The organism is Pseudomonas sp. BP11-1-1, from assembly GCF_052112105.1.
GTDB lineage: Bacteria > Pseudomonadota > Gammaproteobacteria > Pseudomonadales > Pseudomonadaceae > Aquipseudomonas > Aquipseudomonas alvandae.
On record NZ_JAUTYU010000006.1, the window covers coordinates 296,748 to 318,385 of the forward strand.

15 protein-coding genes are annotated in these 21,638 nt (G+C 61.2%); 6 read left to right on the plus strand and 9 right to left on the minus strand.

Annotated elements, in window-relative coordinates:
- Positions 1-659 precede the first annotated feature (659 nt).
- Positions 660-1,685: a zinc-dependent alcohol dehydrogenase family protein gene (locus Q7C33_RS15575; RefSeq protein ID WP_217861925.1), complete on the minus strand. Its 1,026-nt coding sequence runs from the start codon at positions 1,683-1,685 to the stop codon at positions 660-662.
- Between the two features lie 258 nt (positions 1,686-1,943).
- Here Q7C33_RS15575 and Q7C33_RS15580 point away from each other — a divergent pair, with 258 nt between their 5' ends.
- Positions 1,944-2,858 carry a LysR family transcriptional regulator gene (locus Q7C33_RS15580; RefSeq protein WP_030138713.1) on the plus strand — a complete coding sequence of 305 codons (915 nt, stop codon included), beginning with the start codon at positions 1,944-1,946 and terminating at the stop codon, positions 2,856-2,858.
- 99 nt (positions 2,859-2,957) lie between these two features.
- A complete protein-coding gene (locus Q7C33_RS15585; protein WP_030138699.1) occupies positions 2,958-3,593 on the plus strand; it encodes a hypothetical protein in 636 nt (211 codons plus the stop codon).
- An 85-nt stretch (positions 3,594-3,678) separates the two neighbouring features.
- On the opposite strand, the gene Q7C33_RS15590 is transcribed toward Q7C33_RS15585, so the two are convergent.
- The 3 genes from Q7C33_RS15590 to Q7C33_RS15600 all read right to left on the minus strand — a co-directional run bounded on the left by Q7C33_RS15590 (position 3,679) and on the right by Q7C33_RS15600 (position 6,627).
- On the minus strand, positions 3,679-3,930 hold the full coding sequence (locus Q7C33_RS15590; RefSeq protein WP_030138698.1) for a 2Fe-2S iron-sulfur cluster-binding protein: 252 nt from the start codon (positions 3,928-3,930) through the stop codon (positions 3,679-3,681).
- A 150-nt stretch (positions 3,931-4,080) separates the two neighbouring features.
- Complete coding sequence (locus tag Q7C33_RS15595) at positions 4,081-5,529, minus strand: APC family permease (protein ID WP_334597549.1); 1,449 nt, start codon at positions 5,527-5,529, stop codon at positions 4,081-4,083.
- Positions 5,530-5,649: 120 nt separating this feature from the next.
- Positions 5,650-6,627 carry a helix-turn-helix domain-containing protein gene (locus Q7C33_RS15600; RefSeq protein WP_030138696.1) on the minus strand — a complete coding sequence of 326 codons (978 nt, stop codon included), beginning with the start codon at positions 6,625-6,627 and terminating at the stop codon, positions 5,650-5,652.
- A 430-nt stretch (positions 6,628-7,057) separates the two neighbouring features.
- On the opposite strand from Q7C33_RS15600, the gene Q7C33_RS15605 reads away from it, so the two are divergent.
- The 3 genes from Q7C33_RS15605 (at position 7,058) to Q7C33_RS15615 (ending at position 10,580) form a co-directional block, all read left to right on the plus strand.
- A complete protein-coding gene (locus Q7C33_RS15605) occupies positions 7,058-8,431 on the plus strand; it encodes an aspartate aminotransferase family protein (RefSeq protein ID WP_030138695.1) in 1,374 nt (457 codons plus the stop codon).
- 32 nt (positions 8,432-8,463) lie between these two features.
- Positions 8,464-9,918 carry an aldehyde dehydrogenase family protein gene (locus Q7C33_RS15610; protein WP_217861906.1) on the plus strand — a complete coding sequence of 485 codons (1,455 nt, stop codon included), beginning with the start codon at positions 8,464-8,466 and terminating at the stop codon, positions 9,916-9,918.
- Between the two features lie 98 nt (positions 9,919-10,016).
- Positions 10,017-10,580 (plus strand): cytochrome b, encoded by a 564-nt coding sequence (locus Q7C33_RS15615; RefSeq protein ID WP_217861905.1) that lies wholly within the window; start codon positions 10,017-10,019, stop codon positions 10,578-10,580.
- 47 nt (positions 10,581-10,627) lie between these two features.
- Here the strand turns inward: Q7C33_RS15615 and acuI are convergent, their stop codons facing one another.
- Positions 10,628-11,614, minus strand: coding sequence for an acrylyl-CoA reductase (NADPH) (gene acuI, locus Q7C33_RS15620; protein ID WP_198797293.1), 987 nt, complete (start codon positions 11,612-11,614; stop codon positions 10,628-10,630).
- Positions 11,615-11,676: 62 nt separating this feature from the next.
- Complete coding sequence (locus Q7C33_RS15625; RefSeq protein WP_407683726.1) at positions 11,677-12,489, minus strand: oxidoreductase; 813 nt, start codon at positions 12,487-12,489, stop codon at positions 11,677-11,679.
- Between the two features lie 307 nt (positions 12,490-12,796).
- Between Q7C33_RS15625 and Q7C33_RS15630 the strand changes: the two genes are divergently transcribed.
- Positions 12,797-14,416: an inorganic phosphate transporter gene (locus tag Q7C33_RS15630; protein WP_407683727.1), complete on the plus strand. Its 1,620-nt coding sequence runs from the start codon at positions 12,797-12,799 to the stop codon at positions 14,414-14,416.
- 62 nt (positions 14,417-14,478) lie between these two features.
- Here Q7C33_RS15630 and Q7C33_RS15635 read toward each other — a convergent pair whose 3' ends face one another.
- From Q7C33_RS15635 to Q7C33_RS15645, 3 genes are all read right to left on the minus strand, one after another.
- On the minus strand, positions 14,479-18,867 hold the full coding sequence (locus Q7C33_RS15635) for a M10 family metallopeptidase C-terminal domain-containing protein (RefSeq protein WP_407683728.1): 4,389 nt from the start codon (positions 18,865-18,867) through the stop codon (positions 14,479-14,481).
- Between the two features lie 107 nt (positions 18,868-18,974).
- Positions 18,975-20,312 (minus strand): TolC family protein, encoded by a 1,338-nt coding sequence (locus Q7C33_RS15640; RefSeq protein WP_407683729.1) that lies wholly within the window; start codon positions 20,310-20,312, stop codon positions 18,975-18,977.
- Position 20,313: 1 nt separating this feature from the next.
- Positions 20,314-21,633, minus strand: a complete 1,320-nt coding sequence (locus Q7C33_RS15645) for an HlyD family type I secretion periplasmic adaptor subunit (protein WP_407683730.1) — start codon at positions 21,631-21,633, stop codon at positions 20,314-20,316.
- Positions 21,634-21,638 lie beyond the last annotated feature (5 nt).

The window sequence follows — 21,638 nt, forward strand, 5'->3', positions numbered from 1 at the left end:
TGGAAATTCGATTATCGGCGCCACACCCGCACCGACTTGATTGCAGGGCGGGTTGGCCTGGATGAAAGACTTTGTTATTGCAAACAGTATTAGCAGTCCGCTCACACCTTGCCTCTGGTAATTATTTGTCACACATGTAAAAGTCGTCCTACCTGCTTGACACACCTCTCCTTGCTCCCCCTTATTTCATTGAGCATCGCCGCATTCCATAATGCGTCCTAGGAAATTTCTTACAGCGTCCCACAGACAATGGATACATAAAATAAAGAACAAACCTAGCCGCAACTCCGCATGCGCCGGGTCATGCCCTCCAAATGTTGATAGATAGGTTTAAAGCATGCAAATGCGGCCAGACCATGCACTAACAGGAATGAACTTTAGATATTTATATCGCACCATGATTTCTTCCTTGATAGAAACAAGCGCTCAATTATCAAGACTTAAATAATGATTAGAAGATACAGATTGACGGCAAAAACCAGTTCAGTTGGGTTTGCGGGTCGTTGATCCTGGGCGATTGGGCAGCAGCCTCGACATCGCGCGTCCAGGCGTAGCTACGCTCGGCGTCAAGCGGACGCGATGACAGAGAGAATACAGGGCCGATTCGGCCGGAGACCGCGCAAGAGCCGTAGACAATGACTCTTGCGCAAGGGGACAGATCAGGCGGGATCGACGACCTGAAGGGCAACGCGCTCACGGCAAGGGCATTCACCCATGTAGCGATGAGCCTCGACGAACTCGGAGAACGGGAACACCCGAGTCTTGAGCGGCAACAGCACGCGGTCGGCGGTCAGTTGATTGATGTCGCGCAACGCGCGTTGCAACGCCACCTGGTCCTGGACAATGCCCAGTTCCGGCTTGCCAGTGAAGTTGCCGATGCAGTGCACGAAGAACTGGATGTTCTTCTGGAACGCCGCACAGGCCGGGAATGGCGTCTGGTTGCCGCCTTGCAGGCCATACAGCACCAGACTGCCACGGGGCGCCAACACATCGCCGAGCAGCGACATCTGCGGCCCGCCAAGGCCGTCGAACACAACATCGACGCCACGGCTGTCAGTGAGCTTGTTGATCTGCATCAGCAAGTCCTGCTCTTCGGTGACAATGACCTTTTCAGCGCCCAGCGACAGCAGGTATTCACGCTCGTCGGCCGTCTTGGTGGCTGCGATCACCCGCACACCCAAGGCTTTGCCCAACTGTACGAAGGATGGGCCGGCGCAATGGCTGGCGTCGGTCACCAGGGCAAATTGCCCAGGCTTGACCCTGGCCAGGTCCATGTAGGCGAAATAGGCGATCAGCAGCGGCGTGTAATGCACGGCGGCTTCGATCGGGCTGAGCACGTCGGGATAACGGGTCAGGGCGGTGCGCGGCAATACGATGACTTCGCCATACACCGGGTAATCGTTCGGGCTCTCGGCGGGGAAGCTGGCGACTTTGTCGCCCACGGCCAGATCGTCGACACCCTCGCCGACGGCAGTTACCACGCCGGCCATTTCATGTCCCAGCCCTGATGGCAGGCGGGCCTGGGAAGACGCCAGGTTCTGGCGCCAAAGGGTGTCATACCAGCTGATGCCGATCGCTTCGACACGGACCTGCACTTCTCCTGGCGCAGGAAGAGCCGCCGCATGCTCTTCGCATTTGAGCACCTCGGCACCACCAAACTTGTGAAAACGGATCGTGCGGGACATCGCAAACCTCGTCAAAGTAACCTCTAATGCCATGAACTCTATCCGGGCTTTGTACCCAAGACCATCAGTGGCTATTAATAGTCGACATGCCTGTCATTGATTCCGCAGCAAGAAAACCGAACCAGTCCTGTAAGCCTTATCCTGAAGAAAATGCATTTACCCGATGCAGAGTACCAGCCTTTCCCCGTAAGATTCATGCCGGCCATTGTTCCCATATGGCCGTCCACGTCAAGCTTGCCGAATCTGCCAGGACCCCAGATGAATCGTAATGACCTGCGTCGTGTCGACCTGAACCTGTTGATCGTGTTCGAAACATTGATGCATGAACGCAGCGTGACCCGCGCCGCCGAGAAACTGTTCCTCGGCCAGCCGGCCATCAGTGCCGCGCTGTCGCGCCTGCGCAGCCTGTTCGATGATCCTCTGTTCGTGCGCACCGGGCGCAGCATGGAACCCACGGCTCGGGCGGTCGAGATCTTCGCCCTGCTCTCTCCGGCCCTGGATTCGATTTCAACGGCGGTCAGCCGGGCGGCGGAATTCGACCCGGCCACCAGCACCTCGGTGTTTCGCATCGGTCTGTCGGACGATGCCGAGTTCGCCCTGCTGCCGATGCTGCTCAAGCGGCTGCGGGCCGAAGCGCCAGGCATCGTGCTGGTGGTGCGCCGGGTCAATTACATCCTGATGCCGGGCTTGCTGGCGTCCGGCGAGATCTCCATTGGCGTCAGCTACACCGAAGACCTGCCGGCCAACGCCAAGCGCAAGGTCCTGCGGCGCAGCATGCCCAAAGTGCTGCGGGCCGATACCGCGCCGGGACGGCTAACCCTGGATGAATTCTGCGCCCGCCCCCACGCCCTGGTGTCCTTCGCAGGTGACTTGAGCGGGTTCATCGATGAAGAGCTGGAAAAACTCGACCGCAAGCGCCATGTGGTATTGGCCGTGCCGCAGTTCAACGGATTGAGCACACTGTTATCAGGCACCGACATCATCGCCATCGTGCCCGACTACACCGCCGACGCACTGACCGCCGCCGGCGGCGTACGTGCCGAAGACCCGCCGATCCCGGTGCGCAGCTTCGAACTGCACATGGCCTGGCGCGGGTCACAGGACAACGATCCGGGCGAGCGCTGGTTGCGTTCGCGGATTCAGATGTTTTTTGGCGACCCTGATAGCCTGTAGCGCCGCGCGCTCAACCATCTCGCAAACCGCAAGACTCTTATGCCCTGGCGCCCGAAAACGGCCAGGGCCCAAGGAAGACCCCACCGCAAAGGAGCATTCATGTCGTATTTCAAAACCACCGCCGCCGTTATCGTTCTCGCTTCACTCGCAGGATGCGTGACCAACCGTTCCGAGGTGGATGTAACCGGCCCGGTACCGCAAGTGGCCGCTTCAGGCCAAGGCCAGCAGATTTACATCAATGCATTGGATGAACGGGTATTCGAAATCAAGCCACGCAGCGCTGATATTCCTTCGCTGAAAAACGATGAAGTAAACGACACCAGCGTCACCGAGCGAGCCATCGGTCGCAAACGCAACGGTTTTGGTAAAGGGCTTGGTGATGTGGTGCTTCCTTCCGGGCGGACCGTGTCACAACTGGTAGGGAATGCTGTGGCCACAGCTTATCAGCAGGCTGGCTATCAAATCGTGACCACGCCAACGCCGAGCGCTACACCGGTCAATGTGCACATCATCGAATACTGGTCGTGGTTCTCTCCTGGCGCGTTCACCGTGGCCGTGAACAACAAAGCCCATCTGAAAATCGAAGCGCCGGGCACCGTGCCGCTGGAAGTGACAACCAACACTCGTGACAGCATGCAATTGGCCACAGACAGCGACTGGAAGAAGATTAACGAGCTGGGTCTCCAAGCTATCGTCACTGAGACGGGCAAGCAACTCGGCAAGACCAAGCCCTGAAAAAGAGCTCATCATCAACGGCAGCCACCATCCGGGGGCTGCTGAACGCTCTCAACATGCTGGACCTCAAGCCAAAATCAACTGACTACTCCCGCGGTAACTCAGCCTTGACCTTACCGCGAAACACCCAGAACCCCCACGTGCAGCCACGAACCATCTCACCATCGTGTTCGATCCAACAGACATCGCAGGTCTGGATCGGCCCGAGGGCGCGGTGATAGCAGACGTGAGGCAGATCGATGCCCTGCTCGGCCAGGAAATCGATCAGCGGCTGGTCTGCTTTACCCCTCAAGGTCCGACCGTTGTACTCGACGCAGCACTGATTGTTGACGCTCATGGAAACTCGCCCCCATTGGCCGACCGACCGCCGTGACAGCGGCCCAACGAAACGTGAGGGCCGAATGTCTGGACGGAAATGTTCAGTTACAGAGTCGATATCCCGGTGCTGAAAATGTTCATTAATTTTGCTTGCGGATCATCGGAGCCGTTACAGCTTGTGGCAACCCAATGCCAGGTACCGCTGCGGCGCCGCCTCCCGCAGGCGAGCCGCCAGGAACACGCCCACCAGTAAGGCAGCCGGGATGATGGCGCAAAGACTGTAGGACAGCGCCTTGCTGGCACCCGTCAGCACATCGAAGTGCACCACGGCGATCACCAGCACCGCCAACAACACCAGGCATGAAAAACCGGGAAAGAGGCCTCCTCGCCAGAGCCCCAACTTGAGCTCCGGATGACGCTGGGAGAAAACCACGACCGCGGCGGAGGTGAGCGCCATCAGTAGGATCACGCACAGCGTCGCCAGGTTGGACAGCCAGGCGAACAGTTGCAGGATAGGATCTGCGTCCATCGCGGCGAAAACCAGCACGACCACGGCGGAGATCAAGCTCTGCAACGCCGAGCCCATGTGGGGGCTCTGGTGGATACGGTGGGTCGTGCCCAACCGGCTCGGCAGCAACCCATCGCGGCCAATGGCGAAGAAATAACGGGCTGCGGCGTTATGAAAGGCGAGCAATCCGGCATAGATACTGACCATGAACAGCACACGAATGATCTGGGTCAACCCGGGGCCGACGAAGTGGTCGGACATGCCATAGATAAATGTCGTCGGGTCCTGCAAGGCCTGGAGCGTGGCGACAATCTTGTCCGCGCCTACGCCCACCACCATCGACCAGACCGACAGCGCGTAGAAGCCGCCGATCAGCAACACCGAGCAGTAGGTGGCAATCGGAATGGTTCGCTGGGGATTCCTCGCCTCCTCGCCGTAGATGGTGGTGGCTTCGAAACCGATGAACGCCGCGAAGCAGAACAACAAGCCAATGGAGGGTGTGCCACTGAACACATGGCTGCGATCGAATGCATCCAGGTTGATGCCGCTGTCGCCCCCGGACTTCAGGATGGCGAAATCCAGGACCAGGATTGCCAGGTATTCAGCAATGACGATGACTGACAGCACCCGGGCAGACAGATCGATCTTGCGGTAGCCGAGGATCGCGACGCTGGCCATGGCCATCAGCGAGTATGCCCACCAGGGCAACAGCAGGCCAAACGCATTTTGCATCGTGCCGCTGACGACACCGCCGAACATACCGTACAAGCCGACCTGGAGGATGTTGTAGGCAAACATCGCCAGCACCCCCGCCGCGCCACCGGCCATTCCGCCCAGCCCCACGGAGGTAAAGGCATAGAAACCGCCCGCGTGGGTGAGATGCCGGGCCAGGGTGGTGTAGCCCACCGAAAACGCCAGTAACACCAACAAGGCCAGGATCAGCAGTGCCGGCGTACCCGCGCCGTTGCCGAGCATGATGCCGATGGGAAAGCCGCCGGCAATGACGCTCAACGGGCTCGCCGCCGAGACCACGAAAAAGATGATGAAGCCGACACCCAGGGCGCCACGCTTGAGCTCGGTGGAGCTGTTGACCGGGAGAGGTACGCTCATGTCTTGTTGACCTTATGGGATGAGGTATTCGCTGCAGGATCGGCGCGGGCCACGGCGGGATCGCATTATCGTGGGTGTCGCACGCCGGATTCGATCCTATGCCTCTCCCTCGATGCCTCACTAACCCAAATCGGCACGCGCGTAATCGGCAATGGCGGCGCGGGCGGTATGGGATGGCAACTCTGCGAACAGGGCCTGGTACTCGGCCGCAAAATGACTCAGGTGAAAGAAGCCCCACTGGGCGGCGACATCGCCGATCGATAGATGGGACGCCCGGGTCGACATCAGCGTCCGGCGTACGCCATTGAGCCTGACGGAGCGCAGGTAATTGATCGGCGTCGTCTCGGCGACCGCGCGAAAGCTGTTCTGCACGGTGCGCCGGCTTACCTGGAGACGCTGGCACAACTCATCGACGCTGGGCACGTTGTTCAGCTGCGCGGTCGCCAAGCGATGGCACTTTTCGACGATGTAACTGCGTGTGGAACTTGGCGTGCGCTGCTGTTTGTCGCAAGCGGGGTCGGTCATCAGTTGCAGCAACTCGCCGAGCATGGTCTGTTCCAGCTGCAATTCCCGGTCCTGGGCAACGTCATCTTCTTCGCTCAACAGCGCCTGGGAAAATGCCGCCAGCATTCGACGGCGAGCACCTGCGTAGCGCTGGGTCGACACCCTGATCACCGGTTGCCGCAGCAACTGGCCGATGTCCTTGGCCGATTCGGTTTGCGCCAACGCTTGTTCGAACAGCTCGCGCTCGAACGTAATGGCCAGCAGCTCCATGCCCATCGGCATATGGAACATGAACTCCTCGCCACCGTGGAGAAAGAACAGGCTGCTGTCGTCCACTTCCCTTCCCTGCATCCGGACCGAACCCGGGACGGTGATGGGCACGGCAAAACACATCTTGCCCCGTGGGGCCACGCCGTGCTGCACGACGCGCTGGTTGATCTGCTCGCGAAAAACATGGCAACGCGCCGTCGTCAACTGGATGAGCGAGCTCTCGGCCGAGCCGGCGGTCAACTGGTTGTAGTCCTGGCTCCATTCCTGGACGGTCGCGGCATGGACATGAATGTCATGGAACCGGCTGATGTTGAGATGCTTCATGATGACGAACGCCTCGGCCAATGTTCTTGTTGTTTGAGCGCCTTCCTTGCCGATATTCTCACAATAAGAGAATTCCGCAAATTTTGTTTGATCGCTACAGCCTTCTCTGTGAATGCACGAAGACTGCTACCAACAGGTTCCTGTCGCAACCAATCCCTGTGGCGAGGAAGCTTGCTCCCGCTGGGCTGCGGAGCAGTCCCAAACGACGCCGTCAACACACGGCATCGCTCACTTTTGCGGCGGCTGCGCCACCGAGCGGGAGCAGCTCCCTCGCCACAGGGATCAGGCGTCAATGGCGACGCGGCTTGAAAAGTACACCGCTCACTTTAGTGCTCCAACGACGCTGGCAATGTGCCGATTCGGGCTAACGGCTGCGAACAGGCGGCGGGGATGATCGAGACACTGAAAATCGACATCCTGAGAGACCGTCATGAGTGAAGCCAAACTTGAATCCCTCCATTTCGCGGACGCCCCGCGGATCATTTCCACCATCCCCGGCCCCAAGACCACCGAGGCCCTGGCATTGTCGGCGCGTACCGAGTCGATGGCGCGCGGCGGCGCACGCATGCCCGTCGCCATGGACCGTGCCTTTGGCGCAACCTTCAAGGACCCGGATGGCAACACCTACATCGATCTGTCCGCTGGCGTGGGCGTCAGCAGCGTAGGCCGCTGCCACCCGAAGGTCGTGCAGGCCATCCGTGAACAGTCCGAAGTGTTGATGCACGCCCTGGAAGTCAACAGCACCCGGCGCACCGAACTGGCCGCCAAGATCGCCGAGATCGCGCCCGACGGACTGCGCGGCGACTGCATCACCTTCTTCACGCAAAGCGGCAGCGATGCCCTGGAAGCCGCGATCAAGTTCGCCAAGCGCATCACCGGACGCCATCAGATCATCGCTTTCCATGGCGGCTACCACGGCGTCTGGAACGCATCGGGCGCGCTGACCACGGGCACGGCCTACCGCAAGGGCTACGGTGCCCAGATGGGTGGCGTCATTCATGCGCCCTACCCTTATGCCTATCGTTTCCCGTTCGACACCACGCACAAAAGCGCCGAGCAGATTGCCGGCGAATACGTGGACTACCTGCTCAACACGCCCTACACCGCCGCCGATGATGTAGCCGCCGTGATCGTGGAACCGGTACAGGGCGAAGGCGGCTACGTGCCTCCCTCACCGGAGTTCCTGCAGTTGTTGCGCCAGGCCTGCGACCGCAGCGGTGCGTTGCTGATCGTCGACGAAGTGCAGTCCGGCGCCGGGCGCACCGGCAAGATGTGGGCGGTCGAGCACTCAGGCGTGAAGCCCGACATGCTCACCTTCGGCAAAGGCATCGGCAGCGACCTGCCCATGGCCGGCCTGATCATGCGCTCGGACCTGGCGGCCGCGATTCCCGATGGATCGGTGCCCAACACCTTTGCCGCCAACTCGCTGTCCGCCGCTGTGGCCCTGACCAACATCAGCATTCTCCAGGATCCAGAACTCGATCTGCTCAACCGTGCTCACACCCTCGGGCTCGAAGCCCAGGAGCGCATCCGTGGCTTCGACAGCCCCCTCATCGGCGAAGTGCGCGGTCGCGGCCTGATGATCGGAATCGAGCTGGTGGAGGACCCAATCACCAAGGCGCCACTGGCGCCGGCGAAGATCGGCCAGATCATGGGCTACTTGCTGAACCACGGCGTGCTGATGATTCCCTGCGGTCGCTACAGCAACGTGATGCGGGTCATGCCCTCGCTGACGATCCCTCGTTCGCTGTTCTTCAAGGCCTTGGACATTTTTGGCGATGCCCTGGCCTCCTTGAAGGCTTGAGTGTCCATCTCACCTCATTACGGATCGCAAAAATGACCCAGCATTTCAATCACTTCATCGAAGGCACGACCTTCGAAGCTTCGGACGGTCGTCGCATCGCGCTCGTCGATCCGGTGACAGAACAGACTTACGGCAGCACCGCCCGCGGCACCGCCGAGGATGTGGACCGCGCCGTGAGCGCGGCACGCCAGCAACTTGAGCATGGCGCCTGGCGCCAACTCGACGGAGCCCAGCGCGGTCGGCTGCTGTCGAAACTGGCGGACCTGGTCGAGCGCGACACCGAATTGCTGGCCGACCTGGACGCCAACGCCATCGGCCGTTCACCGGTCGAACCACGCCGGCTGGACATCCCCAACGCGATCGCCAACCTGCGTGCCGCCGCCGGCTGGGCGAATCAGCTCGAAGGGCGCACCATTCCCACTGGTGGCTATTTCGGCACCAAGACCCTGTCCTACACGGTGCGGGAACCGGTGGGTGTGGTCGGTGCCATCGTTCCCTGGAACTCACCACTGATGATCACCGTCTGGAAGCTCGCCGCGTTGTTGGCGGCGGGCTGCACGGTGGTCGTCAAGCCGTCGGAAGAAACGCCACAATCAGCCCTGCACCTGGCGGCGCTGGCTCAGCAAGCGGGCTTCCCCGACGGTGTCATCAACGTCGTCACCGGCTACGGCGACGAGGTCGGCCGCGCCCTGTGCGAGCACCCGCACGTGGCCAAGATCAGCTTCACCGGCAGCCCCGAGGCCGGGCGCGAGATCCAGCGCACCGCCGGTGTGTTGTTCAAGCGCGTGGCATTGGAGCTGGGCGGCAAGAGTCCGCAGATTGTCTTCGACGATGCCTCCTTCGACGACGCGCTCTTCGGTTGCTCCCTCGGCCTGTTCGCCAATCAGGGACAAATCTGCGCGGCCGGCTCGCGCATCCTGGTCCAGCGCGGCATCGCCGAACGCTTCGCCGCCGCGCTCGCCGACGCCGCGCGCGCAGTCAAGGTCGGCGACCCACGCCAGCCTGGCGTCCAGATGGGCCCGGTGGCCAAGAAGGCGCAATTCGACCGCGTCAACCGCTACATCCAACTGGGCATCGAACAAGGCGCCTCGCTATTGGCGGGCGGCGTATCGAATGCTGGCCAGGGCTGGTTCGTCCAGCCGACGATTTTCGCCAATGCCCGCAATGACATGGCGATCGCCCGGGACGAGATCTTCGGCCCCGTCGGCACGGTGATCACGTTCGACAGCGAAGAAGAGGCCATCGCGCTGGCCAACGACTCCACTTACGGCCTGGCGGCCACGGTCTGGACGGCCGACCTGGTGCGAGCCCATCGCGTGGCCGCCGCGGTGAAGGCCGGTGCCGTCGGCGTCAATTGCTGGAGCCCACTGGACGCCAACCTGCCTTGGGGCGGCGTCAAGTCCAGCGGCATCGGGCGTGAAGGTGGGTTCAGCGGCGCACAGGCCTACACCGAAGAGAAGGTCATCACCGTGTTGCTGCCCGGCTGAGAACAAAACCCGCACTGACCGAACGGCCCTGCAATGCGAGCTGGCAGGGGCCGTTCGAGGTGCATTTCGATGCGTTGATGATCCTTGGAGAGACTGCGATGAGTCCGGCAAATCAAACAATAATTGATCGGTATCCGACGTCCCTGCGTATTTTGCACTGGGTGCGCGCCTTGCTCGTCGCAGGCCTCCTCTGGGCCGGCTGGCACATGACCGGGCTGAATGACGAAGTGGCGAGCAAATATGAGCTGTACTACCCGTGGCACAAATCCTTTGGGGTGTTGGTGTTCCTGGTGGTCCTGATCCAGATCGCCCTGCGCATAAGCACGCCCAGGCTGCCGCAACCGCCGGAGACATTGGCGCGGTATGAGAGAGTTTCATCAAGGCTGGCGCACCGCACCCTGTATGCCCTGCTGGTGATCGTGCCGTTGATGGGCTATTCGATGTCGAGCACCTACACGATGAGCGATGGGGTGTTCTTTTTTGGCGTGAACCTTCCGGAGCTTCTTGGCAAGAATGACGATTGGTTCGTGGTCTTCCAGTGGCTGCACAAGGTACTCGCCTATACCCTGCTCGGCCTGGTCCTGGTGCACATCGCCGGCGCCCTCAAGCACCGGTTCTTCGACCGTGACCCTCGCAGCGACGTCTTACGCCGCATGCTGTGACGACCAGGGGCCTTGGCACCGTCATGGAATGCCTCCTTATCGAGTGTTCATGCGTTCACGTCGACGACCGTGCGCCCGCGAACCTGCCCTTGCAACACCCGGGCAGCCACTGCCGGAACCTCGGCCAAGCCAATCACCTGGGTGGTGCGGGCAAGCTTGTTGACATCAAGATCCCGGGCCAGTCGCGACCAGGCCTGCAAGCGCGCAGCTTGCGGAGCGTTTACCGAGTCGATACCCGCCAGGGTCACGTTGCGCAGGATAAACGGCAGCACCGAGCCGGGCAGGTCCGCGCCCTGGGCCAGGCCGAAGGCAGCGACAACCCCGCGGTACTGGGTCTGGGCCAAGGCATTGGCCAAGGTATGGCTGCCGACCGAGTCGATGACACCCGCCCAACGCTCCTTCGCAATCGGCGCGCCGGGCTCTGACAAGGTGCGGCGATCGATGATTTCGGCCGCACCTAAGTCGCGCAGGTAGTCGGCCTCTTCCTGCCGTCCGGTCGAGGCGATCACCCGATAACCCAGGCCGGACAACAACGCGATCGCCACCGAGCCGGCGCCGCCATTGGCACCGGTCACCAGGATATCGCCACGCTCGGGTGTCAGGCCGCCGTGTTCCAGCGCCAGGACGCTGAGCATCGCCGTGTAGCCGGCGGTGCCGATGGCCATGGCTTGTTGGGTTGAAAACGCCTCCGGGATTTTCACCAGCCAGTCGCCACTCACCCGCGCCTTCTGGGCAAAGCCACCGTGGTGGGTCTGGCTCAGCCCCCAGCCATTGACCAGCACCCGATCACCAGTTTGGAAACCGGCGTGGCTCGACGTTTCGACGATGCCGGCGAAGTCGATGCCCGGAATCAACGGGAACTGGCGGATGACCGGCGAACGCCCGCTGAGGGCCATGGCGTCCTTGTAATTCACCGTCGAGTACTCGATCGCCACGGTAACGTCGCCGGCCATCAGGTCCTCATCCTTGAAATCGACCAGGCGGGTGGAAATCACATCGTCGGCTTTAGTGGTGAGCAGCGCCTTGAAAGTCATTGTCATGTTTCCTGTTCGATTGAAGGATTGGGACTACGGGCAAGCGGCTGGACGGGGCAGACTCACGCAAGCTGCATGGCTTTGCGGATACCCGTATCCAGAACGCCAGCCGGGGCGAAGCGACGCATCCATTGCAACTGCGCCGCCGCCTTGCCAGCGGTATAGCGCAGCTTGGGACGCCCGGCCCGCGCCGCCTTGAGCACCACGTCAGCCACAACATCTGCGCTTTCGGCGGTCGCCATCGCCTGGTTGACGACTTTGGTGACCTTTACGCGAATATCTTCGTACAGGTCCAGCTTGGCGTCAGCCTCCAGGCTGTTGCTTTCGAACGAAGTCCGGGTATAGCCGGGTTCGATCACAGTGACCCGGATGCCATGGGTGCGCAGTTCGTGGTCCAGGGCTTGAGAATAGCCATCTACCGCATGTTTGCTCGCGACGTAGAGCGCCACATAAGGCACGGCCACGACGCCGAGGATCGAACCGATGTTGATGATGCGACCGCTGCCCTGGCGTCGCATGTGGGGCACAACAGCGCGAGTCATCCGGACAACGCCCATGAAATTGGTATCGAAAACCGCCTTGGCCTGCTCGATGGAGCTCTCTTCCGCCGCCGCAGGCGCGAGCCCGAAACCGGCATTGTTGACCAGCAGATCGATACGGCCCTCCAACTGCAACAACTCCTGCACAGCGTGCTCGACAGAGGCATCCTCAGTCACGTCCAGCGCCAGCATGGCAAACGGCCGTTGATCCGACTGGACGCCTCTGCGGCTGGTGCCATAGACCTTGTAGCCCGCCGCAACGAGCTTGACGGCGATGGCCTCTCCGATACCGGACGAAGCGCCTGTTACCAATGCTACGGGTTTGTTGATTGTCATGAAGTTTTCCTCGGGCAGCAGGGTCGGGGCCGGCATCGAAGCGTGTCGGGCAAATCTATGATGATGAGCATAATCATAAACGTCAACAGTTTTGATTTTGATCGACATCTAATTGATCACGCCATGCTTTGTTCGCCAGAACCGTAGTCTGTCCGACAGGCTTCACCGGAACCGTTACTGAACTTGCTGCGATCATCAGCAAAAAAACGTTTCACCGATGAAACAATCCCGGAATTACCATCATCACCGCTTTGTAACAAAGTGCGACTAGGATCGGGAATGCCTCCTATTTCGCGAGTTTCCCACCATGACAACGCCTACCCTGGCTTCCAACCTGTCGGGCTCGGTCGCCTCCCCTTCGAGACCGCAGCTGGATCGCAAACCGAGCATGATGACCCTGGCGATTTTTTTCGCGGTGCTGGGCATCGGCCTTTTGTTCACTGCCTACAGCCTGATGCACGATATGAACGAGCTCGGCACCGTGGTGACCACGTGGACACCGTTCCTGCTGCTGGGTGTCGCGCTGCTGATCGCGCTGGGCTTTGAGTTCGTCAACGGTTTCCACGACACCGCCAACGCCGTGGCCACGGTTATCTATACCAACTCCATGGCCCCCAATTTCGCGGTGGCCTGGTCGGGTTTCTTCAATTTCCTTGGGGTGTTGCTGTCCAGTGGCGCGGTGGCTTTCGGCATCATCGCCTTGCTGCCGGTGGAGCTGATCCTGCAGGTCGGTTCCTCCGCCGGTTTCGCCATGATCTTCGCGTTGCTGATCGCCGCGATCCTCTGGAACCTCGGCACCTGGTGGCTGGGCCTGCCGGCCTCGTCTTCCCACACGCTGATTGGTTCGATCATCGGCGTCGGCGTCGCCAATGCGCTGATGCACGGTCGCGATGGCACCAGCGGGGTGGACTGGGCCCAGGCGACCAAGATCGGCTACGCGCTGCTTTTGTCGCCGTTGGTAGGCTTCGGCTGCGCCGCGTTGCTGTTGCTGGCGCTGCGGGCTTTCGTCAAGAATCGCGCGCTGTACAAGGCACCTGAAGGCAACACACCGCCACCTTGGTGGATTCGCGGCCTGCTGATCCTGACGTGCACCGGCGTTTCGTTCGCCCACGGTTCCAACGACGGCCAGAAAGGCATGGGCCTGATCATGCTGATCCTGGTAGGCACCCTGCCGATGGCGTATGCACTCAACCGCACGATGCCTGCCGACCAGGCACTTCAATTCGCCGCGGTGGCTCAAGTCACCCAACAAGCCCTGGTCAAGCACTCGCCCTCGCCGGCGCCGGCCGACCCGCGCCCTATCCTGTCCGCCTACGTCAGCAGCAAGCAGGCCACGCCACAACTGGTGCCGGCCCTTGCCGCGATGACCGGCAGCATCGGTGCCGAAGTCAAAGGCTACGGCTCCCTGGCGAAGGTGCCCGTCGAAGCCGTGGGCAACGTGCGCAACGACATGTACCTGACCAGCGAAACCATTCGCCTGATGGACAAGAACAAGGTCGGCGACTTTGATGCCGACACCCGGGACAAGCTGCAACTGTTCAAGCAGCAGATCGACAATTCGACGCGGTTCATTCCGCTATGGGTGAAGATCGCCGTGGCCATCGCCCTTGGCCTGGGCACCATGGTCGGCTGGAAACGCATCGTGGTGACGGTGGGAGAGAAAATCGGCAAGTCGCACCTCACCTACGCCCAAGGCGCCTCGGCTGAGACGGTCGCGATGCTGACCATTGGCGCTGCCGACGTGTTCGGCCTGCCGGTGTCCACCACCCACGTGCTTTCCTCGGGCGTGGCCGGCACGATGGTCGCCAACGGCGGTGGCCTGCAGATGCGCACGATCCGCAACCTGCTGATGGCCTGGGTGCTCACGCTGCCAGCCGCCATCCTGTTGTCCGGCAGCCTTTACTGGTTGTTCACCCAACTGTTCTGATCCGAATCCCGAAGGGAATGTTCGGGGCCCGGGTGTGTTTTCACCGAGCCCCGAACTTGTTTTCAGGCGACCAGATCGTTGGCGTTGAAGGTATTGACACCGACCAACTGGATTTCGAAGTCCGCGCCCAGATCATCGTTGACGTTGCCATAGAGCACATGATCAACGAAGCGCAACTGCCCCGCGCCAGTGAAATCCCCTGCATCGACAAAGCTGAACTTGTTGAACAGTGGCGTCAGCGCATTGGCATCCAGTTTCGACAGATCGATCTTGTCGCCTTGCAGGCGGCTGAAATCGAGGATGACGTCGCCCGCCCCGTCCTTGCCCAACTCACTCAACGAACTGAAAACGAAACGATCAGCTCCGACGCCGCCCGTCAGGGTGTCGGTCCCCACCCCGCCAATCAGGGTGTCGTTGCCAGCGCCGCCATCGAGACGATCGTTGCCTGCGCCACCGTTGAGCACGTTGGCGGCGGCGTTGCCAATCAGCACGTTGTCCAGCGCGTTACCGCTGCCGTTGATCGCGGCAACGCCGGTCAGCGTGAGGTTTTCCAGGTTGCTGCCCAGGGTCCAGCTCACCGAGGAACGAACGCTGTCGATTTCGCTGGCCGAGGTGCTGGTTTCGCTGATGACGTCCTTGAGGTTGTCGACCACGTAGGTGTCGTTGCCAGTGCCACCGATGAGGGTGTCGATACCGGCGCCGCCGTCGAGGGTATCCGCGCCGTCCATGCCATTGAGCACGTTCGCCGCGGCGTTGCCGATCAGGCTGTTATTTGATGCGTTGCCGGTGAGGTTGAGCGCGGCGGCGCCGAGCAACACTGCATTCTCGACGTTGGCGGACAAGGTATGGCTGACCGCTGTCCGGACCAGGTCGATGCCTTCATCCGCAAGCTCTACGACGCTGTCACCCGCGTTGTCGAGGGTATACGTGTCGTTACCCGCGCCACCGACCAAGGTATCGCGCCCGGCGAGGCCGTCCAGCAGGTTGTTGCCGTCGTTGCCGGTCAGCACGTTGTTCAACGCGTTGCCAGTGCCGTTGAGGTTGGCGCTGCCGGTCAGCATGAGGTTTTCCAGATTGGCGCCCAGCACCCAGTTGACCGAGGCACGTACGCTGTCGACTTCAGCGGCCAGGGTGCTGGTTTCGCTGACGACGTCCTTGAGGTTGTCGACCACGTAGGTGTCGTTACCGGTGCCGCCGACCAGCGTGTCGATGCCGAGGCCACCGTCGAGGATGTTGGCGCCAGCGTTGCCGGTGATGCGGTTGTTCAGCGCGTTACCGGTAGCGTTGATGCTGCCGGCGCCGCCCAATGTCAGGTTTTCCAGATTGGCGCCCAGGGCGTAGCTGATGGACGAAACGACACTGTCAATCTCGGTCAGCGCCGTGCCGCGCTCGATCACCGTGTCGCCGAGGTTGTCGACGTAGTAAGTGTCGTTGCCGGCGCCACCGTCCAGGCTATCCGCGCCGCCCAGGCCGTTGAGCACGTTGGCGGCGGCATTGCCGATCAGCACGTTGTCCAGCGCGTTGCCGCTGCCGTTGATCGCGGCAACACCGGTCAGCGTGAGGTTTTCCAGGTTGCTGCCCAGGGTCCAGCTCACCGAGGAACGAACGCTGTCGATTTCGGAGGCCGAGGTGCTGGTTTCGTTGATGACGTCCTTGAGGTTGTCGACCACGTAGGTGTCGTTGCCGGTGCCGCCGATGAGGGTGTCAATACCGGCGCCGCCGTCGAGGGTATCCGCACCGTCCATGCCATTGAGCACGTTCGCCGCGGCGTTGCCGATCAGGCTGTTATTTGATGCGTTGCCGGTGAGGTTGAGCGCGGCGACGCCGATCAACAATCCGTTCTCGACGTTGGCGGACAAGGTATGGCTGACCGCTGTCCGGACCAGGTCGATGCCTTCGTCCGCGAGTTCGACAACGCTGTCACCCGCGTTGTCGAGGGTATACGTGTCGTTACCGGCGCCACCGACCAAGGTATCGCGCCCGGCGAGGCCATCGAGCAGGTTATTGCCAGCGTTGCCGGTCAGCACGTTGTTCAACGCGTTACCGGTGCCGTTGAGGTTGGCGCTGCCCGTGAGCGTGAGGTTTTCCAGGTTGGCGCCCAGCACCCAGTTGACCGAGGCCCGTACGCTGTCGACTTCACCGGCCAGGATGCTGGTTTCGCTGACGACGTCCTTGAGGTTGTCGACCACATAGGTGTCGTTGCCGGTGCCGCCGACCAGCGTGTCGATGCCGAGGCCACCGTCCAGGACGTTGGCGCCCGCGTTACCGGTGATGCGGTTGTTCAGCGCGTTGCCGGTAGCGTTGATGCTGCCGGCGCCGCCCAATGTCAGGTTTTCCAGATTGGCGCCCAGGGCGTAGCTGATGGACGAAACGACACTGTCAATCTCGGTCAGCGCCGTGCCGCGCTCGATCACCGTGTCGCCGAGGTTGTCGACGTAGTAAGTGTCGTTGCCGGCGCCACCGTCCAGGCTATCCGCGCCGCCCAGGCCGTTGAGCACGTTGGCGGCGGCATTGCCGATCAGCACGTTGTCCAGCGCGTTGCCGCTGCCGTTGATCGCGGCAACACCGGTCAGCGTGAGGTTTTCCAGGTTGCCGCCCAGGGTCCAGCTCACCGAGGAACGAACGCTGTCGATTTCGGAGGCCGAGGTGCTGGTTTCGCTGATGACGTCCTTGAGGTTATCGACCACGTAGGTGTCGTTGCCGGTGCCACCGATGAGGGTGTCGATGCCGGCGCCGCCGTCGAGGATGTCCGCACCGTCCATGCCATTGAGCACGTTGGCCGCGGCGTTGCCGATCAGGCTGTTATTTGATGCGTTGCCGGTGAGGTTGAGCGCGGCGGCGCCGAGCAACACTGCATTCTCGACGTTGGCGGACAAGGTATGGCTGACCGCTGTCCGGACCAGGTCGATGCCTTCGTCCGCAAGCTCTACGACGCTGTCACCCGCGTTGTCGAGGGTATACGTGTCGTTACCGGCGCCACCGACCAAGGTATCGCGCCCGGCGAGGCCATCGAGCAGGTTATTGCCAGCGTTGCCGGTCAGCACGTTGTTCAATGCGTTGCCGGTGCCGTTGAGGTTGGCGCTGCCGGTGAGCGTGAGGTTTTCCAGGTTGGTGCCCAGGCTCCAGGTCAAGGAGGCGCGCACGGTATCGATCTCGCTGGCGAGGGTGCTGGTTTCGCTGATCACATCCTTGAGGTTGTCGACCACGTAGGTGTCGTTGCCGGTGCCGCCGACCAGCGTGTCGATGCCAGCGCCGCCGTCCAGGACGTTGGCGCCAAGCGTTCCGGTGATGCGGTTGTTCAGTGCGTTGCCGGTGCCGTTGATGTTGCCGAAGCCAGTCAGGATCAACGTCTCGATATTGGCACTCAGGACGTAACTGCTGGAAGCCTGGACAGTGTCGACTCCGCTGTTCAGCGCACTGGTTTCTTGGATGACGTCATTGATATTGTCGACGACATAAGTGTCGTTGCCTGACCCACCGATCATGACGTCTGCGCCAGCGCGACCGTTCAGTACGTTGTCCAACGCGTTGCCGATAAGCGTATCGTCGTTGGCCGAGCCAATCGCGTTTTCGATCTTGGTACCGTAGGCAATCGCCAGCCCTTCGTTGAAGTCAGTCTGGGTAGTGAGATTCTGGAAAGTCGCGCCGATCTTGCTGAACTGGCCTTCATTGAGGTTGATACGCACAGCTTGCGCCTGGTTGCTCGCATCGATGGTGTCAACACCGCCGGCGTCCCAGATAGTCTCGAAAACCGATTGATCGGCCGCCCAGCTATAGCTGTTGTTGCCGACCTGCCACTGCTTGTTCGCGCCATACAGGCTTTGGATGGCAGCGATGTCCAGCAACATCGGTGTGGTGGGCTCATACGAATAGTTGTTGTTGTAGCTCATGATCGTGTAACGGACGTCATCGAACTGAGAGGACAACACGGTGCTGTTCGTAGCACTTGGCGAGAACGGGTGCTTGAGACCCAGCGCGTGGCCGATCTCGTGCATGAACGTCATGTAGTCGTACGTGCCCTTGACGGGATTCGGGTCGTTGGTGACCGGACCGATCCATACGTCGCCGCCACTGGGGGTCTTGGAAGGGAAATAGCCCCAGGCGGCAAAGCCATCGGGCATGTCCATGTAGCCGCCAAACCGCAAGTCACCAGCGTTGGTGACTGAGTCATTGACTTTCGTAAACTTGATATTGGAAACCGAACTCCAAGTGCCGAGCGCGCTAGTAATGCTGTTCTGTTGCGCCGAGGTGAGGAAATAACTGGACCGGAATTCCTGATCCCCGCTGTAATCCCTGGCGAAATAAGAGTTCATCGATAGGAAGCTGTACGTCAACGACGTGCCCGTGGTCGCGCTACCGGTCCAATAAGTGCCGTATAGCAGGCTGTTGACCTGCACGTTAGTGGTCAATTTCGCAGACGAAACGGAGGAGTAACCAAGGGGACTGGGCATACAAGCTTCCTATGAGCGATCTGCGGCCCTTCCCGGATGCGGCCGCTACAAGTCGTTAATATTGCCTGAAAAATGGCGCCAATAATATTACTTGGCCATCATTTTTTCTACCGCACATCCGATGAACCGGGGGTAGCCAGCCAGTCGTTGGCCTTGCGTATATCACCCTCCCCCAACCTGCCACTCCAACGATGCAGGACAAGCAGGCTGGTCACGAAGCGGTACTGCGACTGATAGAAATCACGCCGCGCGCGAAACTCCTCCTTGATGCTGTCCAGTACGTCCACGGCATTCTTGACGCCATAGGAAAAGGCCTTCTCCGTGGCGAGTCGCGACTTCTCGGCCGATTCGAGCGCGCGATGCGTCGCCTTGATACGGCTTAGCTCGGCGGTCATGCCCAGGTAGGCCGTGCGAGTCTCCTTGATGACTTGGCGCCGTAACGCCTCGAGTTCTTGTTGCGCGGCCTCCTTGTCGCTCTCGGAAGTCGACACCCGGGCGCGGGTGGTGCCGCCACTGTAGAGCGGCATCTGCAAGTCCAGGGACGCGACGAGATTGTCCGAGCGAGGCGCCAGCGCACCTTCGTAGCCGATGTCGCTGCGTTGCGCCATCAGGTTCAGGCCCAGCTTTGGCAGATGGCCGGCCTTGGCTTCTCCGATGGCGGCTTCGGCGGCGCGAATGCTGTGTTCGCGAGCGTGCAGCGCCGGGTTGCTGTCCAGCGCAGTCTGCACCCAGTAATCCTGCGCTTGGGCCGGCAGACTGAACGCCGGACTCTCGGCGATGCGCTTGAACGGCTCGCGAACCTCGCGCCCCACCAATTCGGAAATGGCTTCGCGGCTGACCTCGACCTTGTTGACGGCTTCGATCTCGTCAGCCTTGAGCGCATCCACACGCGCCTCCAGGTCCAGCGTGTCGGTCACCATTGCCATCTGCCGCGCATACAGGGCGTTGACGCGCTTGAGATTGCGCTCGGTCGCGCCCAGCTCGCTGCGCACCAGGGCCAATTCGTCCTCGGCGGCAAGCACGGCGAAATAGCGCTCGGACAGGTCAATGCTGGCCTGCACTCGCGTGTCATCGGACTCAAATTCGCTCTGGCGCGCCAGCTCCACGTAGCGCTGATAACTGCGCCAGACCTGCGGGTCGTAGATGACCTGGTTGAGCATCACCGCCATGCGCTTGCCGTTGTACTGGATACGGCTCAGCTCATCGTCGCGCCGGCTGCGGTTGACGCTGCCGCTGGCATTGAGCTGCGGCAACAATTGACCGAAGGCCGCACGCTCGTTACCTTCACCACTGCGAGTCAGGGCTTCCGCCCGCAGGATACGCGGATCGGCGCCCTGCGCCTCCTGATGCAACTGCCAGAGATCGACATAGGCAGACGCCTGCCCATTGTCCGCCAGGGCGCCAAACGACAGGACGGCCAGCCCCAGTGCGACCAGAGATTTCATATCAATCCTCGATCAACGAACGGGCAAACGCATTGCTGGCAGGCTGCATCAGGTATTCCAACAACGTTCGCGACCCCGTATTGATCAACACCTCGACGGGCATCCCGGGCACCAGGGTAAGACCGCCCAATGCCTGCCTCCCCTTATCGGTCAAGGCCACGCGTGCCAGGTAATACGGGGTTGCGGTGTCCTTGTTGATCAGCCGATCGGCAGACACCTGTACCAGTTGGCCCTCGATGACCGGCGTGGTACTGCTTTTGAACGCACTGAAGCGGATGCCAGCCAGCTTGCCCGGCGCAATGCGGTCAATGTCCATCGGTGAAACCTGGGCCTCGACGATCAGCTCCTCGTTGGCCGGAACAATGTCGAGCAGCGCCGTCCCGGGGCTGACCACCGCACCCAGGGTATGCACGGTCAAGCCCATGACCTTTCCGGATTCGGGCGCGACGATATCGGTGCGCTGGTCGCGATCCTGCAGGGTGGCCAACCGTTCGCGGAGCTCGTAGACCTTGGTTCGGGCATCGCCCAGCAAACCCGCGACTTCACTGGCAAAGGTCTTTTTCAGCTGCAAGATCTTCAACTGCGCTTCGTCGGCCTGAACCCTGGCCCGCGCGCTGGCAGACTGGCTTTCCGCAATTTCGGCCTGCAGCCGGGCCAGGCTGCGCTCCTGCTCGCGCAAACGCTGCTTGTCCACGTAGCCTTCGGACAACAACGCGCGTAAATCGACAATTTCTTCTTGATAGGAAGCCGCGAGCATTTGCTTGCTGGCGACGACCGCTCTGTAGCCACGAATCTGTTCCTCGATTTGCCCGATGGACTTCTCCTGCAACGCGATTTCCCCGAGCAAGGAGGTCCGCCGGGTCTGGAAGATCCGTGCTTCGCTGTCGCGCGCCTCGCGCACCCGAGCATCAGCGAGGTCCAGGGCGGCAACGGGCAGCGGCTCGGACAAGCCATCACGCTCGGCCACCAGTCGGGCTTCAAGTTCGAGCGCTGCGATCAACTGGCTGCGCATCGCTTCCATTTCAGAGCGCGCCTGGGTGTTGTCGAGCACCAGCAGCACATCACCGACCTTCACCAGGTCGCCGTCATGCACGCGCAGCTCGCGCACGATGCCCCCTTCCAGGTGCTGCACGGTCTTGCGGTAGCTCTTGACGGTGACCACGCCCGGCGCCAGCGCCGCGCTGTCAAGCGGCGCCAGGGTGGCCCAGCCGCCAAACAGGCCGAATGTCACCAGCAACATGAGATAGCCAATGCGCCGTATCGGTTTGTCGTCAATGGAAAACCCGGTGACAGGGGCGGATGATGGCTTGATTTGTTGCATCGAAT

Coding starts and splice junctions, on each gene's coding strand:
- Q7C33_RS15575 (WP_217861925.1), bottom strand. CDS start 1,685: ATGTCCCGCACGATCCGTTTTCACAAGTTTGGTGGTGCCGAGGTGCTC.
- Q7C33_RS15580 (WP_030138713.1), top strand. CDS start 1,944: ATGAATCGTAATGACCTGCGTCGTGTCGACCTGAACCTGTTGATCGTG.
- Q7C33_RS15585 (WP_030138699.1), top strand. CDS start 2,958: ATGTCGTATTTCAAAACCACCGCCGCCGTTATCGTTCTCGCTTCACTC.
- Q7C33_RS15590 (WP_030138698.1), bottom strand. CDS start 3,930: ATGAGCGTCAACAATCAGTGCTGCGTCGAGTACAACGGTCGGACCTTG.
- Q7C33_RS15595 (WP_334597549.1), bottom strand. CDS start 5,529: ATGAGCGTACCTCTCCCGGTCAACAGCTCCACCGAGCTCAAGCGTGGC.
- Q7C33_RS15600 (WP_030138696.1), bottom strand. CDS start 6,627: ATGAAGCATCTCAACATCAGCCGGTTCCATGACATTCATGTCCATGCC.
- Q7C33_RS15605 (WP_030138695.1), top strand. CDS start 7,058: ATGAGTGAAGCCAAACTTGAATCCCTCCATTTCGCGGACGCCCCGCGG.
- Q7C33_RS15610 (WP_217861906.1), top strand. CDS start 8,464: ATGACCCAGCATTTCAATCACTTCATCGAAGGCACGACCTTCGAAGCT.
- Q7C33_RS15615 (WP_217861905.1), top strand. CDS start 10,017: ATGAGTCCGGCAAATCAAACAATAATTGATCGGTATCCGACGTCCCTG.
- acuI (WP_198797293.1), bottom strand. CDS start 11,614: ATGACTTTCAAGGCGCTGCTCACCACTAAAGCCGACGATGTGATTTCC.
- Q7C33_RS15625 (WP_407683726.1), bottom strand. CDS start 12,489: ATGACAATCAACAAACCCGTAGCATTGGTAACAGGCGCTTCGTCCGGT.
- Q7C33_RS15630 (WP_407683727.1), top strand. CDS start 12,797: ATGACAACGCCTACCCTGGCTTCCAACCTGTCGGGCTCGGTCGCCTCC.
- Q7C33_RS15635 (WP_407683728.1), bottom strand. CDS start 18,867: ATGCCCAGTCCCCTTGGTTACTCCTCCGTTTCGTCTGCGAAATTGACC.
- Q7C33_RS15640 (WP_407683729.1), bottom strand. CDS start 20,312: ATGAAATCTCTGGTCGCACTGGGGCTGGCCGTCCTGTCGTTTGGCGCC.
- Q7C33_RS15645 (WP_407683730.1), bottom strand. CDS start 21,633: ATGCAACAAATCAAGCCATCATCCGCCCCTGTCACCGGGTTTTCCATT.